Source organism: Paenibacillus sp. FSL P2-0089 (assembly GCF_038595095.1).
GTDB lineage: Bacteria > Bacillota > Bacilli > Paenibacillales > Paenibacillaceae > Paenibacillus_AQ > Paenibacillus_AQ silagei.
Genome location: NZ_CP152006.1, coordinates 4,158,286 through 4,173,769, shown reverse-complemented (window position 1 = coordinate 4,173,769; position 15,484 = coordinate 4,158,286). Strand labels below are relative to the sequence as shown.

Genomic DNA, 15,484 nt, shown 5'->3' with positions numbered 1-15,484 from the left:
GGAATTCAAAGTGGATTTCGGAAGACTGATCACGGCAATGGTTACCCCGTTTGACGGGGAAGGTGAAATCAACTGGGAAGCAACTTCAAGGCTGGTCGATTACCTGATCGAGGAACAAAAGTCCGCTGCGCTCGTAGTCTGCGGAACCACCGGCGAATCGCCGACCCTAACCGATAAGGAGAAGCTGAAGCTGTTCTCCTTCGTGAAGCAGCAGGCAGCCGGACGTTGTAAAATTATTGCCGGCACCGGCAGCAACAGCACCAGACATTCCACCGAGCTTACTAAGGAAGCCGAGAAAATCGGCGTGGACGGTGTGCTTCTGGTCGTCCCTTATTACAATAAACCGAATCAGGAAGGGCTCTACCAGCATTTCTCTGCCATTGCTGCTGCGACTTCACTGCCATGCATCTTGTACAATGTGCCAGGACGAACGACAGTAAGCATGAGTGTAGCTACCACCCTGCGTCTGGCGGAGATTCCTAATATTGTGGCTACGAAGGAATGTGCTTCGGTAGACCAGATTACATGGATTGCCTCAGCTTGTCCTGAAGACTTCCATGTCTACACCGGAGATGATTCCGCCGGTCTCGCGACGCTTGCAGTGGGAGGACACGGTATTATCAGTGTGGCCAGCCATGTTGTCGGAGCACAGATGTCAGAGATGATCGAGGCCTTCACCTCCGGGAATGTCCGCCGTGCAGGCGAGCTTCACCGGCAGCTGTTTCCGGTCTTCAAGGGACTGTTCGAGTGTCCGCAGCCGCTGCCGAACCCCTCGGCCGTGAAGTATGCGCTCGGGCTGCGCGGGATGGATGTCGGCTCGGTCCGCCTGCCGCTGGTTTCACCGACGGAAGAAGAGGCGGCCTTCATTGCTGCCCTGCTCAGATAAGTTAGTCCAGGCATGGATAAGTGGATAGGCGAAGATAGGTACAACGGCAACCGGCCGCTCTTATGGAGCGGCCGATTTTTTACGTTACGGACTTCTGGCTGCCGCAAATCGCATATGGTAATTATTTCTCCAGGATTAACTCTATGTTAAAAAAGTCAGGCATTGCAGCGTTTTTTGCTTGTCTTTTCCTTAAATATTGGCTGTTTGTTAAGGAAAGAATAGGACCAGGTACAGGGTGACTTGTCTTTTGCCAAAAAAATCATGTATAATGAACTTAAGTGACTTGGTGCGGTTAATTGAATATGCGGTAATCTTCCGGCAATGCGGATTTGTTGCATTGTAAGACAGGATAGGTCCTTGAATAAGTCTGTGCTAAATATGCCGGATTTACGCGCGAGGGGCGCGGTGGTGGAATTTTGAGGGCATTTGCCCGCTTCAAGAGGATATTACTGCCCGGATTCGGGAGTTTAGACCTGTGCAAGTATACAGACTTACCGGGAATTCCTTGTCGAAATAAGGAGTTAACAGCAATTTGATGTATATTACAGCGCCGCTGAAATATTGAAGCTCATTGTTAACAAATAAAAAGTATGACGTCCAACATCATAGGAGGGTTAGATTCATTTGTCCAAAAAAAACAATAACAACAACGACAAACTGACGATATTCGCACTTGGCGGAGTCGGTGAAATTGGTAAGAACATGTACGTAGTTCAGTATGGCAACGACATTGTAGTCGTAGACGCCGGTCTGAAATTCCCTGAAGAAGATATGCTGGGTATTGATATCGTAATACCGGATATCTCCTACCTCACCGAGAACCGTGATAAGGTAAGAGGGATTGTTCTTACGCACGGCCATGAGGATCACATTGGCGGCTTGTCTTATGTGCTTAAGAACCTGAATGTTCCGGTATACGGAACAAGACTTACCCTGGGTCTTGTGGAGAACAAGCTCAAGGAAGCGAACCTGCTGGGTGAAACTAAGCGGATTCTGATTAACGAGGATTCCGAGGTTGAACTGGGCACATCGCTTAAGGTAACCTTCTTCAGAACGAATCACAGTATTCCGGATTCTGTCGGGGTATGCATTGAGACACCTGAGGGCAACGTTGTCCATACCGGTGACTTCAAATTCGACCACACGCCAGTCAACGGTCAATTTGCCAATCTGCACCGCATGGCTGAAATCGGATCGAAGGGCGTTCTGGCCCTGCTGTCTGACAGCACCAATGCCGAGAAGCCGGGCTTCACGCCTTCGGAGAAGAATGTCGGCATCGTGCTGGAAGATATTTTCCGCAAAGCTGAACAACGTGTGGTAGTAGCGACCTTCGCTTCCAACGTGCATCGTATTCAGCAGGTAGTGAACGCTTCTGAAGCAACCGGACGTAAGATAACCGTTATTGGACGAAGCATGGTTAACGTAGTATCCATTGCTTCCGAGCTTGGCTATCTGCATATCCCTGACGGCATGCTCATTGAGCCTGAAGAGATGAACAGAATGGCAGGCAACCGTGTGGTAGTACTGTGCACAGGCAGCCAAGGCGAGCCAATGTCGGCGCTGACACGCATGGCGCGTTCCAGCCACCGCAAGGTAGACATTATGCCGGGCGACACCGTTATTATTGCGGCTACACCGGTACCGGGTAATGAGAAATATGTAGGCCGTACCATTGATGAATTGTTCCGTCTGGGTGCCAATGTTATCTACAGCGGCTCCAACTCCGGCGTTCACGTATCCGGTCACGGCAGCCAGGAAGAGCTGAAGCTGATGCTCAACCTGATGAAGCCGAAATACTTCATGCCGATCCACGGTGAATACCGGATGCAGCGCAAGCATGCACTTCTGGCGGAGTCTGTTGGCGTAGAGCCAAGCAATATCTTCATCACCGAGCTGGGTGAAGTGATTGAGATCTCCGGTGGAGCTGCACGCAGAGCGGGTAAGGTAACTGCCGGTAACGTACTGATCGACGGGCTGGGTGTCGGCGATGTGGGTAACATTGTATTGCGTGACCGTAAGCTGTTGTCGCAGGATGGTATTCTGGTGGTTGTGGTTACCCTCAGCAAGCAGAACGGAGCGATTGTCTCCGGTCCTGACATCATCTCACGCGGATTCGTATATGTACGGGAATCGGAAGGTCTCCTGGACGAAGCAAACCGGATTGTTGCGGGTACGCTGCAGCGTCTGATGAGTGAGAAGGTCAATGAATGGGCTTCCCTGAAGACCAGTGTCAAAGACTCCCTCGGCCGTTTCCTCTATGAGCAGACACGCCGCAGACCGATGATCCTGCCGATTATTATGGAAGTATAAGAGAAGCATTTCTTAACAATATAGCTTTGGCAATAGCCTCTTTTCCCGGAAATATTGGACGGTTTCCTGGGGAAGGGGGCTTTTTAATGTTTTTTTCACTGCACAAAACAACATTTGGGTAACCTGACCGTTATACAGGCAAGGAGGTGCAGCATGGAGCCAAGAGACTTGGAGAAGGTGCTCCAACCCAAACTGGCGGAGATCCGCCGCTACTTGATCCGCCTCGGCGCCGGGGCCTCAGATGCAGAGGATATTGTGCAGGACACTGTGTACAAGGCGCTGCTGTATCTGGAAGCGATCGATGAGCGCAAATTCAGCGCCTGGTTGTACAAGGTTGCGATCAACCGGTATTTTGACCTGTGCCGCAGGAAGAAGAAGTTTCAATACAGCGAGGAAGTGGAGGTTCATCCTGCGCCTGAGCATGAGCTCCCGGAAGCGGTGCTGCTGCGCCGGGAGCGCAAGGAAGAGATTGAAGGAGTGCTGGACCGCTTGAATCCGGTCAATAAGCAGCTGATTTTGCTGAAATATGAAATGGAGCTGTCCTATAAGGAAATCTCCGCCCTGCTCGGCATTTCCGAAGGGACAGTGAAGGCTACGCTCTACCGGGCGCGGCAGCAATTTCAACAATTATACGGAGGTGAGGGCGAATGACTGCCCCATGGGAAGAAGAAGCAGAAGACCAGAATATTATGACCACCCTGAAAAAAACCAAACGGAAGAGCATGATCCGCAGCATCGTGATTTCACTCGGAGTCAGTATACTTACGCTGTTGATCGTATTCTATGGAGCTGCACAGCTTGTAGGTCATCTATCCTTAAATGTCCACTATAGCGAGCAGCAGTATATGCGGATCAGCAGTCCCAATGAATTCGATTCCGGCTACAAGGACAATCGCGGCTTTTTGTCAGGCGTCCTGGAAATGAATACCTACAAGATTGTCGATGACGTACCTATCCCCTGGAAAACCAGATGGCTCAATTACAATCCCTGGTGGTTCCCTTTCACAACGGGTGCGTACGGCGGCGTGTCAAACCTGACTGTAGAAGAACCGCGTATGAAGCAGGAGGGGTACGAGTATTACCGGAATTACAATTCCGACAATGGACAAAGAGAAATGGCCTTCTATATCCCGGGAGTCGATTACAACGGAAAAATTATCAATGATCTCCCCGAACTTTACAAGATGAACGGAGACAAGCGGGTGGAGCTGGCTTTATCCTTTGATAAGGACTATTCATTTGAAGAGGCGAAGAGCCTGCTGCCTACAGGCATAAAACAGGTCTGGTACTGGGTCGATACGTATGATGACCGCGAGGGGTTCAACTTCAAGCCGTATCCAAATGAGAATGATCCCGCTAAAATGAACTATCCAACCCCGATGAGTGCGAATTACGGAGTCTACGGGTTCGGCGTCCAGCCGGACTGGGATCAGGCGAAGCCCGAGGATTTCATCGGCGCAGTACAGACCGGTGTGGACAAGAAGGGCAAGTATCACAGTGAGTATCAGCGTATCTTCAATTATTTGAAAAAAGACAAGGCTGCGCCGGAGGCTGGTGATCTTCGCATACTGGGTGTGGTTGTAACCGGCACGGCGGACGGGTTAAAGAGCCTCAAGGACCAGACATACGTGCGCGGAGCGGTGCTGGGTGCGGTGGTGGACAAATACTAAATATGAAATACAGAGGGCGGCCCTTTAAAGAGAGGGGCTGCCCTCTTGAATTAGCAGCAGAAAAATACAAGTGCAATTTATATAGTGCATAAGGGAGTCCCCCGGAATGTCATACTAATAGAAATCAGAATCCTGAAGCACACGGACGGGTGTTGCAGGCAGAAGGGGAGCGCTGTGTACGATGGAAATCACAGAAGCAAGCAAGGCGGGCGGAGGGCGTAACGAAGAGATCCTGCCAGGGGAGATTAAACCAGCAGTAAGTGAGCCGGTTCCTCCAGGAATGCCGGGACCTGTGGGGGTGCTGAAGGAGCTGGGGCAGACGGCGGTGCCGACAGGGGAGCCGGATATTTTTTGCATGACGATTATAGGACAAATTGAAGGGCATTTCGTCTTGCCGCCGCATAACAAGACCACGAAATACGAGCATATCATTCCCCAGCTCGTTGCAGCTGAACAGAGCAAGACCATTAAAGGGCTGTTGATCATTCTCAATACGGTCGGCGGGGACGTAGAGGCTGGACTGGCCATTGCCGAGATGATCGCTTCCTTGTCGAAACCTACGGTAACAGTTGTCATCGGCGGCGGTCACAGCATCGGTGTACCTATAGCGGTATCCTCCACGTATTCCATTATTGCTGAAAGTGCCACCATGACAATCCATCCGATCCGGATGAACGGTCTGGTGATCGGCGTGCCGCAGACCTTCGAGTACATGGAGCGTATGCAGGAGCGGATGGTGAAATTCGTGACCTCTCATTCCCGCATCACGGAAGTGCAGTTCAAGGATCTGATGTTCAAGACCGGAGAGCTGAACCGCGACATCGGTACCGCAGTGGGCGGGCAGGATGCCGTCAGGTATGGTCTGATGGATGAAGTGGGCGGGATAGGTGCCGCACTCGCCCATTTGAACCGGATGATTGCTGCTGCCCCCACTCTGACAAATGAGACACTTCCGCAAGGAGGGCTGCCCCAATGACCTTTTATACCATTTTGCCGATGGAGCAGGTATTCGAGGGGGCACTGAGTTATGCCTCTCCCGTGCAGGAGATGACTATTCAGGGCATGCTGATGCAGGTAGAGCTGCTGGATGGAGGTCAGGCGAAGGTGGTCCGGCTGCTGCAGTGTCCGCTGGATAAATATCTGGATGCGGCCTTCTCCCCGGGTGCAATCGTTCAGCTGGACCGCTAAGTACGAACAACCCCCCTAAAGATGCATATTCTGACAAAAGAGAACATAGGTACGCCACGCCATTATATGGTATAATGTTGACTCGGGGGTGGCTGGCGTGGCTAAACGGAGAAGAAAGAAGAAGAAAGCGCTGCTGGGCAGTGTTTTAAAATATGAAATCTACGGAATTCTGCTGATTACGATTTCCGTCATTGCTTTGTCGGGGGAAGCGGCTGTCGGCCGCTCGCTCTCAAGCATGGCAGGTTATTTGCTCGGCAGATTCTATTTTGTGCTGCCGCTGGCGGGAACCTTTTATGGTCTGATGGTAATGATTCACAGGAAATGGCCGTCCACCTGGAACAGCCGCTATACCGGCGGCCTGCTCCTGCTGTTGTCCATGTGCCTGATGAGTACCATATCGGCGATGCAGCAGAAGCTGGGCCCGCTTGGGATGCTGCATCCGGGCAATGTACTGTCTCAAATACATAATGATCTATCCGGCGCACTCTCACCGGGCGCCGGCGACAGCAGCGTGTACATGTTGGGCAAGGACATCAGCGGGGGGTACATCGGTGCGCTTGAATACGCTGCGCTCCTGTGGCTGTTCGGCAATCTGGGCGCTAAGCTGCTGATGATTGTATTGCTGGCCATCAGCTTCATGCTGATTACCAATCTCTCCTATGTAGAGCTGTTTACCTTACTCCGGGTAAGGGCCGTCAAGCTGATTGAAGGAATTAAGCTCCGGGCGGCGAACCGCCCGGCTGCCGTTCCAGTGGTCAACAGCAAACCGGCCAGAGCCAGCAGAGTTACAACGCCGGAACCTGCGGATGATGACGATTACTTTGAAGAGGACGACAGATCGGGTCAGCAGCTGCCAAGACGCGGACAGTCGAAGCTGCTGGGCAGAATTACCGGATGGTTCAGCGGGGCTGCCCGCCAGAATCAGCCGGAAGTCATGGATGATCTGGAGGAAGAACTGCCGGATATTATCATTACTGATCCGCGGGGTGGTCCGGTCATCTCCGGAATGACAGCAGCGGGAGGTGTTCCTCTGGAGGAGTATGGCGAGGAGGACTTCCCGGATGAGGAGCTTGAGCCTGTAACGCCGATCATCCGGGACTTCTTCGAGCATATCCGCTCGGAAGGGCTGAATGCCGAGGACCGGGAGGAATGGAGCGAATTCTCACCAGCGGCACGTGGTGGTGCTGTCACCGGAACAGGTGCTGCTGAGCTTACGAGAGCGGGAGCAGATTCTGTTCCGTCAGGGGAATCTGCGGAGGGTATACTGCCTGTAGAGCTGGACGGGCTGCCGGGAACGGCAGAGGAGGGCGAAGCGGCTCCGATTATACCGCCTCCACCTCCGCCCAAGCCGTACAAGCTGCCGTCCTTCCGTTTGCTGGCTAAGCCGAGTAACGGGGCGAAGGCGGGCGATCAGAATGATTATATGCAAACGGCACGCAAGCTGGAGGCTACACTGGAGAGCTTCGGTGTAAGGGCGAAGGTGCTGGAAGTGGTTCGTGGACCAGCGGTGACCCGGTATGAGATTCAGCCGGATATCGGCGTGAAGGTTAGCCGGATTGTCAATCTTACCGATGATATTGCGCTGGCACTGGCAGCCAAGGATATCCGTATGGAAGCGCCGATTCCCGGCAAATCAGCCATAGGTATCGAAGTGCCGAATTCGGAGGTCTCGGTCGTCACCATGCGTGAAGTGATGGAGACGCAGATTTTCCAGGAGGCGGATTCACGGCTGTCCATTGCCTTCGGGCGGGATATCTCCGGCCAGACGATTATCGGCAATCTCGCCAAGATGCCCCATCTGCTGGTAGCAGGAGCAACCGGCTCCGGTAAATCGGTCTGCATCAACGGTATTATTACCAGCATTCTATATAAGGCTAAGCCGAATGAAGTGAAATTCCTTATGGTTGACCCTAAGATGGTCGAGCTGAATGTATATAACGGCATTCCGCATTTGCTGGCTCCGGTAGTGACAGACCCCAAGCGTGCCAGTCTGGCCTTGAAGAAGATTGTGGTGGAGATGGAGAAGCGGTATGAGCTGTTCTCCAAATCAGGCACACGCAATATGGAAGGCTATAACAACTTGATGAAGGATAATCCGGCAGCAGTACTGCCCTATATTGTGGTCATCGTGGACGAGCTTGCGGATCTGATGATGGTTGCGGCCAATGATGTAGAGGATGCGATCTGCCGGCTGGCCCAGATGGCGCGGGCGGCGGGAATTCATCTGATTATCGCCACACAGCGTCCTTCGGTTGACGTTATCACCGGCCTGATCAAGGCGAATATTCCTTCGCGGATCGCCTTCGGCGTCTCTTCGAATGTGGATTCCCGGACCATTCTGGATATGCCGGGTGCCGAGAAGCTGCTCGGACGCGGCGATATGCTGTTCCTGCCGATGGGGGCTTCCAAGCCGATTCGTGTCCAGGGCGCTTTCATGAGCGATCAGGAAGTAGAGACAATTGTACAGTATGTCAGCAGCCAGGGGGAAGCGAATTACGATGAGTCGCTTGTGCCTGAGGTAGACGACACCATGAGCGAGGATCAGGAGCCGCAGGACGAATTGTATGAACAGGCCGTCCAGATTGTCCTGGAAGCCAAGCAGGCCTCTGTATCGCTGCTTCAGCGGCGTATGCGCGTCGGTTACACCCGTGCCGCACGCTTGATCGACTCGATGGAGGCCAGAGGCGTAATCGGCCCTTACGAGGGCAGCAAGCCGCGTGAGGTGCTGATGTCGCTGGAGCAGTATCAGCATGGTAGACTTAGTTCATAGGCAAAGAGATGACCCAATATTTGGGCCATCTCTTTTTTTGCTAAAGATAAGTTATGCAACGGTTGGTTGAACTGCTATTACTTTACCCGGGGAGCTGCAAGCAGAGCATCAACCATGTAATCAAGCTGCGCATTTAGGGAGTAGATATCATTGTAATACGATAATCCGAAGTCGATATTCATTAACCGGCCTTCCTTGACTGCCGGAATACTGTTCCAGATCGGGTCTCCCGTCAGGTCAGTCATTCCGTCATAAGAGGAACGGAAGATATACTCTCCGCTGTAATCGGTAATGACTTCAAAGGATACAGACTCCCCGCCGACATCGGTCTTGCTATCTATTTTTTGCTGAATCTTCTCCGGTGCCTTCATGCCAAGATATTCATATAAGACCTGCGAACCCCGGCCGTATTGTTTGCTCATAATCACTAACATACTGCGCTCTCCGCCGCCTTCCATGATGGAAATGGTCGAATCTAGAATTCCCGCTTCCTTCAGCTTCAGCTTACTGTTCTCCACTTTGGCATTGAAATCATTTAATAGGCTGGTGGCCTGATCTTCCTTATTAAGAGTGTGTCCAATAAAGCTGACCCGCTCAGCGGTTGTCATTTTCTCATAAGGCACCAATACGGTGGGTGCGATATCATGCAATGCATTGTAGGTTTCCTCGGAAGGAACGATAATCAGATCGGGATCAAGCGATAAGACAGCTTCCGGGCTGGCCTCGAACCAACTTCCCAACTTCTGTACATCTTTCAATTCGTTCTCGAAGGCAGCACCTTCATTTACACTAGAGACACCTACGGGCTTAATGCCCAGCGCCAGAACATCGCCCAGCAAGTACAACACAACGACACGCTGAGGATTGGCAGGCACCTCGATATCCCCTTTTATTGTAGAGATTGTCCGGGTCTGTGCCTCGGCTGCAGTGTTGTCAGGGGACGTTGTAGAGGATGCCGTCGCAGCAGGCGAAGAGGTTGGCGTATTGCTGCCGTTGCCCGCCGTCGTTGTAGTGGCATTTCCTGAGGAACAGGCACTTAACACTATGGTGAAGCATAACAACAAGGTTAACATTAGGGATGGCTTAGACGTTCTGAACATGGATGACGCTCCTTTTAGATCATATTGATAATGATTATCATCATCAATATATCCGAGAGTGCCTTCACGGGCAATGTCATTTGCAGACAGCGCAGATATCATATCCCGCCACGGGGAAGCGGCCTGCACAGAATTTTTGTATCTTACTGGTGAGTTTCCGAAGTGCTTTTTGAACATTTTGCCAAAAGAATACGCATCCGGATAGCCCACAGCAGCTGCAATATCATGCAGTGTGGCTTCTGTGCCCAGCAATAGCTCACGTGCCTTGTCCATGCGAATCTGTACCAGATATTGGGCGGGGCTGCTCTGAAGCCGCATGCGGAATAACCTCGATAATGTCCTCGGGCTGGTGCCCAAAGTGTCGGCTAGTGTATCCAGGGTGAACGGCCTGCTGTAAGAATCATGCATATAGCGTACAGCCTGGTCGAGCACATCTGCTCTAAGCAGGTGCAGCTCCTGCCCCTGCATCTGATGAAGCAGCTCATGGACCCACTGATAGAACAGGGCTTTGACATGCAGATGCTCAAGGTCGCGCCCTGTCTGCCACTCCCCATACATCTGGTCTAGAAGCTCATACAGCGGCAGGGGATGGGCCGGAATGCAATGATATGGCGCTGTAAAAGGCTTGCTGCGCTCCAAAAGCGCTGTAAGATTGCGGCGCGTAGGCAGAGTTAACGTTGAACGGTACATAATAAGGTAATAATCCAGAATTTCATGTGTTTTCAGCAATTTAATCGTAGTGCCTTTGCCCCCGTGAAAGACAGTTGCGCCGCTGATTTCATATCGGCTGTCATCTATAAGCAGACTTGCGCTGCCGCGAACGATATACAGGTATGTACTAGCCGGAAGGCGATACTTCAGCGGAGGTTGTCCAGAAATGAATGAGGCCTTGCGGATATCGATAACTTCTACAGCAGCATGGTTCCACAGTACAATATGGTCCTTAAAATCCATGTTTCTTCTCAACTCCTGTTGTTTCATAACCCAAGTATAGTTGATAATCGTTCTCAGTTGCAATGAATTTACGGTTCCTTGATTTGCGGTCATGCATAGGAAGTCCTGCCAGTCGTCATAATAACTTTAGCCATTCATGCAGAACTTCCAAGAGAAAGGTAGAGCGAATCCCATGACAAAACATAAGCAGTGGATCATTGCCGCCGTTACCCTTGCCCTTGCAGCTGCACCGTTTGCCGGTGCAGTCTTCAAAGATCATGATTTGATCTATGCCAAGCCATATGCAGCAGAACAGGTTGCCGCAGATAGCCCTGATGAAGGGGAGGAAGCCATGCCCGTGTTCGGCACAACTCCGCTTAAGGTCGGCTCCTCCGGGCAGGATGTCTATGAGTTGCAGGGAAGATTGAAGTACCTTGGTTATTTTAACGGGAAGATTGACAGCCAGTTCGGGACCAAAACCAAAAATGCTGTCACCTGGTTTCAGTGGAAATTCGGCCTGAAATCCGACGGGGTAGTCGGGGCCAAGACGAAGCTTAAGCTATACAATGCGACTACAGCCTGGAAGCCGACAGCGCCCGAGACGTCTACCGCCCAGAAGAAAGCGCCCTCCGGCGCAGCTGCAGCCAAAACCAATACGGCTGAACTGTCCTCCGGAAATACCATGGGCTTGTCCGAAAACGACCTGAAGATCATGGCTAACGCGGTTTACGGCGAGTCTCGCGGCGAACCTTTTGAAGGACAGGTGGCTGTAGCCGCAGTCATTCTTAACCGTGTAAAATCCCCAAGCTTCCCAAATACGCCTTCGGGCGTCATTTTCCAGCCGGGAGCCTTCACCGCCGTTGCTGACGGACAGATCTATCTGGAGCCTAATGAACAGGCACGCAAGGCAGTGCAGCAGGCACTGAGCGGCTGGGACCCGTCGGGCGGCTGTATCTATTACTTCAATCCCAAGACGGCGACTTCCAAGTGGATTTGGTCCCGTCCGCAGGTGAAGACGATCGGCCAGCATATTTTCTGCATGTAGCTTACTGTGTCTGTATACAACCCTCCGTAAGAGCAACCGGTACGCTGTCCTCCGGTTGCTTCCTTACTTTGGAATGGTTTAGAATGGATAATACTTCATAAACTTGTTATAGAGCATCCATCCACGCTGCAAAGGAGTTTTGGACTTGACTAATAATGCATTTCAACATGGCCATGCCGCAGGCATGCGCATACATGTTCTGCCGACCAAGGCGTTCAAGACATTCGCCATCTCACTGTATGCAGGCGTTCCGCTTGAAGAAAGTACAGTGACTTCTACCGCACTGGTTCCGTTTGTACTCCGCCGGGGGACAGCGTCCTACCCGGAGACTACCCAGTTCCGCGAGCGTCTGGAGGAGCTGTACGGTGCCGGCTTCGGCTTCGATATTTATAAACGCGGGGATTACCAGATTGTCCAGTTCCGGATGGATACGATCAATGATTCCTTTGTGCAGAGCAAGGAGAGCCTGCTTGGGGAATCCTTCGCTTTTCTGGGAGAGGTATTGACCCGTCCCCTGCTTGAGAATGGAAGCTTCCGGGCTTCTTATGTAGCTACAGAACGCGAGACGATCCGCAAGAAGCTGGAATCCATTGTGAATGACAAAATCCGCTACGCGGCAGAACGCTGCATTGAGGAAATGTGCCGCAACGAGCCTTACCGTCTCCATCCCCTCGGTCAACGGGCCGATCTGGATGCTATCACGCCTGAGACGCTGTACCAGAGCTATACCTCCTGGCTGAATGGAGCTACGCTTGATCTGTATGTTGTGGGCGATACCACACCTGAGGAGGTCGAGAAGCTGGTGACAGCTCATTTCGGCCGGGCCCATCACTCCGAAGCCGGAGGCTACACCTCGGACTTCACTCCGGTATCGGTTACGGAAGTGCGGACGGTAGAGGAGAAGCTGGATGTGAATCAAGGCAAGCTGAACATGGGGCTGCGGACCTCGATTACCTACAAGGATGACCGGTATGCTTCCGCGCTGATGTACAACGGTATTCTTGGCGGTTACCCGCATTCCAAGCTGTTCGTCAATGTCCGTGAGAAGGAGAGTCTGGCGTATTACGCCTCCTCCCGTTATGACGGGCATAAGGGCATCGGAACGATTCAATCGGGGATCGAGACCCAGAACTACGGCAAAGCCGTTGATATTATCCGCAAGCAGCTAGATGAGCTGAAGGCCGGCAATATCACTGACCTGGAGCTTAGCCAGACGAAGGCGATGATCCGCAACCTGCTGTCCGAGATTCAGGATTCGGCGTTTGAGATGATTTCCTTTGATTTCAACCGCCAGCTATCCGGCAAAGACCGTTCTGCCCAGGAGCTGATGGACCAGGTCGACGGCATGGGGGCGGCTGAAGTGAAGGCTGCAGCGGATACTTTTGAGCTGGATACGATTTATTTCCTGACAGGGAAGGAGGAATAGGGATGGAGAAGCTCCATTACGAACGGCTTCAAGAAACGCTTTATCACGAGGTTATGGATAACGGACTGCAGGTGTATGTGCTGCCGAAGCCGGCTTTTCTCAAAACCTACGCCACCTTTGCCACGAAATACGGTTCGGTAGACAATCACTTCAAGGTGGCGGGCAGCGAGGAGACTACAGTACCGGACGGAATTGCCCACTTCCTGGAGCATAAAATGTTCGAGGAGCCGGAAGGCGACATTTTTGCCACCTTTGCGTCGAATGGCGCATCGGCCAATGCCTTCACCAGCTTCGACCAGACGGTCTATCTTTTCTCGGCCACGGAGAACATTGAGCAGAATCTCAGCACGCTGGTTGATTTTGTGCAGCGTCCTTATTTTACCGATGAGAACGTGGAGAAGGAGAAGGGAATTATTGGGCAGGAAATCAATATGTATGCCGACAATCCTGACTGGCGCGTCTATTTCGGGCTGATTGAAGCCATGTATGCTACTCACCCGGTTCACATTGATATTGCCGGAACGATCGAATCCATCTCAACCATTACGAAGGAAACGCTGTACACCTGCTACAACTCCTTCTATCATCCCAGCAATATGCTGCTGTTCGTTGTCGGCGGAGTGGACCCTGAGCAGGTATTTGAACTGATCCGCAGCAATCAGCAAGGCAAGAGCTATGAGAAGCAGGGTGAAATTACGCGTATCTTCGCGGAGGAGCCTGAGCAGGTAGCCTCGAAGCATGTGGAGAGCCGACTTGCTGTCTCCATTCCCAAAATGATGTTCGGATTTAAGGAAAAGGTGGATGGTCTGATCGGTGAAGCGGCGGTGCGCCGTGATCTGACCACGAAGCTGATGCTGGACCTGCTGTTTGGCAGCAGTACGGCATTGTATCAGAAGCTCTATGACGAGGAATTGATCTCGGACAGCTTCGGCCATGAATTTAACAGCTCTGCGGAGTATGCCTTCTCGGCGATCGGCGGCGATACCAAAGATCCGGGTCTGCTGCTTGAACGGATTAAGGCAGAAGTTGGACGCATTCTGGAGACGGGCTTCGCGGAGAAGGATTTCGAACGGGCCCGTAAAAAGAAAATCGGCGGCTTCCTGCGGATGCTGAATTCGCCGGAGAGCATTGCCCATGAGTTCACCCGTTACCAGTTCCGTGGAGGAGATCTGTTTGAAGTGCTTCCCCTGTATGAATCGATCACTCTGGATGAAGTGAATGCCCGGCTCCATGATCATGTGAACTGGGAGCAGCTGGCCGTATCGCTGGTGGTGAGTCCTTAATGATGTTACCGGGAGAGGACAGCAAACCGATTGGCGAAATGACAGTGCTCATTACCGGAGGCAGCGGGGGAATCGGCGGCGCGATCGCTGAGCGTTTTGCTTCGGTGGGAATGAACATTGTGATTCATTATATGAATTCGCATGAAGCGGCAAATGATGTGGCCCGGCGCTGTCTGGCGCTGGGGGCGAAGGTAATGACCGTAGCGGCGGACATGAAAGACCGCAGTCAGCTCGTACGCATGGCCGAAAGGCTGGAGAGCAGCGGCATGATGCCGGATATCCTGGTCAATAATGCCGGTAAAGCTCATTATGGCATGTTAGCCGATCTGACCGAGGAGGAGTGGGACGATATCATGGCGGTGAATCTGAAGGGCACCTTCATGTGCAGCCAGATTTTCATGCCTTATATGGTCACGCAGCGTTACGGCCGGATCATTAATGTGTCTTCTGTGTGGGGAATCTCGGGTGCCTCCTGTGAAGTGGCTTATTCGGCCAGTAAGGGCGGAGTTAATGCTTTTACCAAGGCGCTTGCCAAAGAGCTGGCCCCCTCCAAGGTCACTGTGAACGCTGTAGCGCCTGGAGCAGTTCACACGGCCATGCTGTCCAATCTGCAGGCGGATGAACTGAAAATGCTGGAGGAGGAGATCCCTGCGGGGAGGCTGGCTACCCCTGAGGATATATCCTCGCTTGTTTATTTTCTGGCACTGCCTGAGTCCGGTTATATTACGGGTCAGGTCATCAGTCCGAACGGCGGCTGGATTACGTAATAACCGGTATAATGCCAGGAACCATGAGCCTGCTCTGGAGAAATGCTCCAGCATAAGACCTTCCGGCTTGAGACATATTATAACTGTTGCTTCTAAATCTCAATAT

The 15,484-nt window shown here is 52.2% G+C and carries 12 protein-coding genes; 11 read left to right on the top strand and 1 reads right to left on the bottom strand.

Annotation, left to right across the window (positions count from 1 at the left end; genetic code table 11):
• Positions 1 to 10: 10 nt before the first annotated feature.
• The 7 genes from dapA (at position 11) to NST69_RS17280 (ending at position 8,824) form a co-directional block, all read left to right on the top strand.
• Positions 11 to 886: a 4-hydroxy-tetrahydrodipicolinate synthase gene (dapA, locus tag NST69_RS17310; protein WP_036724741.1), complete on the top strand. Its 876-nt coding sequence runs from the start codon at positions 11 to 13 to the stop codon at positions 884 to 886.
• Between the two features lie 624 nt (positions 887 to 1,510).
• Positions 1,511 to 3,196 (top strand): ribonuclease J, encoded by a 1,686-nt coding sequence (locus NST69_RS17305; protein ID WP_036724742.1) that lies wholly within the window; start codon positions 1,511 to 1,513, stop codon positions 3,194 to 3,196.
• 153 nt (positions 3,197 to 3,349) lie between these two features.
• Positions 3,350 to 3,847, top strand: a complete 498-nt coding sequence (locus NST69_RS17300) for an RNA polymerase sigma factor (protein ID WP_342546520.1) — start codon at positions 3,350 to 3,352, stop codon at positions 3,845 to 3,847.
• The gene (locus NST69_RS17295) at positions 3,844 to 4,866 is read left to right on the top strand and encodes an anti sigma factor C-terminal domain-containing protein (protein ID WP_342546519.1); all 1,023 of its coding nucleotides are present in this window, start codon (positions 3,844 to 3,846) and stop codon (positions 4,864 to 4,866) included. Before NST69_RS17300 ends, NST69_RS17295 begins: the two co-directional genes overlap by 4 nt.
• Before the next feature lie 181 nt (positions 4,867 to 5,047).
• On the top strand, positions 5,048 to 5,842 hold the full coding sequence (locus tag NST69_RS17290) for an ATP-dependent Clp protease proteolytic subunit (protein WP_342546516.1): 795 nt from the start codon (positions 5,048 to 5,050) through the stop codon (positions 5,840 to 5,842).
• Entirely contained in the window at positions 5,839 to 6,054 is a 216-nt protein-coding gene (locus tag NST69_RS17285) for a YlzJ-like family protein (protein WP_036724745.1), read from the top strand. Before NST69_RS17290 ends, NST69_RS17285 begins: the two co-directional genes overlap by 4 nt.
• A 97-nt stretch (positions 6,055 to 6,151) precedes the next feature.
• Entirely contained in the window at positions 6,152 to 8,824 is a 2,673-nt protein-coding gene (locus tag NST69_RS17280) for a DNA translocase FtsK (protein WP_342546515.1), read from the top strand.
• A 77-nt stretch (positions 8,825 to 8,901) separates the two neighbouring features.
• Here NST69_RS17280 and NST69_RS17275 read toward each other — a convergent pair whose 3' ends face one another.
• Entirely contained in the window at positions 8,902 to 10,878 is a 1,977-nt protein-coding gene (locus NST69_RS17275) for an AraC family transcriptional regulator (RefSeq protein ID WP_342546513.1), read from the bottom strand.
• 172 nt (positions 10,879 to 11,050) lie between these two features.
• Between NST69_RS17275 and sleB the strand changes: the two genes are divergently transcribed.
• The 4 genes from sleB to fabG all read left to right on the top strand — a co-directional run bounded on the left by sleB (position 11,051) and on the right by fabG (position 15,378).
• Positions 11,051 to 11,902, top strand: a complete 852-nt coding sequence (gene sleB / locus NST69_RS17270; RefSeq protein WP_036724779.1) for a spore cortex-lytic enzyme — start codon at positions 11,051 to 11,053, stop codon at positions 11,900 to 11,902.
• A gap of 184 nt (positions 11,903 to 12,086) precedes the next feature.
• Positions 12,087 to 13,328: a pitrilysin family protein gene (locus NST69_RS17265; protein WP_339257515.1), complete on the top strand. Its 1,242-nt coding sequence runs from the start codon at positions 12,087 to 12,089 to the stop codon at positions 13,326 to 13,328.
• A 2-nt stretch (positions 13,329 to 13,330) separates the two neighbouring features.
• Positions 13,331 to 14,611: a pitrilysin family protein gene (locus tag NST69_RS17260; RefSeq protein WP_340952182.1), complete on the top strand. Its 1,281-nt coding sequence runs from the start codon at positions 13,331 to 13,333 to the stop codon at positions 14,609 to 14,611.
• Complete coding sequence (gene fabG / locus NST69_RS17255; RefSeq protein ID WP_036724753.1) at positions 14,611 to 15,378, top strand: 3-oxoacyl-ACP reductase FabG; 768 nt, start codon at positions 14,611 to 14,613, stop codon at positions 15,376 to 15,378. Before NST69_RS17260 ends, fabG begins: the two co-directional genes overlap by 1 nt.
• Positions 15,379 to 15,484 lie beyond the last annotated feature (106 nt).

Excerpts from the sequence above, each read along its gene's own strand:
- NST69_RS17275 (WP_342546513.1), bottom strand. The coding sequence starts at position 10,878 with ATGGATTTTAAGGACCATATTGTACTGTGGAACCATGCTGCTGTAGAA.
- NST69_RS17265 (WP_339257515.1), top strand. The coding sequence starts at position 12,087 with ATGCGCATACATGTTCTGCCGACCAAGGCGTTCAAGACATTCGCCATC.
- fabG (WP_036724753.1), top strand. The coding sequence starts at position 14,611 with ATGATGTTACCGGGAGAGGACAGCAAACCGATTGGCGAAATGACAGTG.
- NST69_RS17285 (WP_036724745.1), top strand. The coding sequence starts at position 5,839 with ATGACCTTTTATACCATTTTGCCGATGGAGCAGGTATTCGAGGGGGCA.
- NST69_RS17300 (WP_342546520.1), top strand. The coding sequence starts at position 3,350 with ATGGAGCCAAGAGACTTGGAGAAGGTGCTCCAACCCAAACTGGCGGAG.
- NST69_RS17290 (WP_342546516.1), top strand. The coding sequence starts at position 5,048 with ATGGAAATCACAGAAGCAAGCAAGGCGGGCGGAGGGCGTAACGAAGAG.
- NST69_RS17295 (WP_342546519.1), top strand. The coding sequence starts at position 3,844 with ATGACTGCCCCATGGGAAGAAGAAGCAGAAGACCAGAATATTATGACC.
- NST69_RS17260 (WP_340952182.1), top strand. The coding sequence starts at position 13,331 with ATGGAGAAGCTCCATTACGAACGGCTTCAAGAAACGCTTTATCACGAG.
- sleB (WP_036724779.1), top strand. The coding sequence starts at position 11,051 with ATGACAAAACATAAGCAGTGGATCATTGCCGCCGTTACCCTTGCCCTT.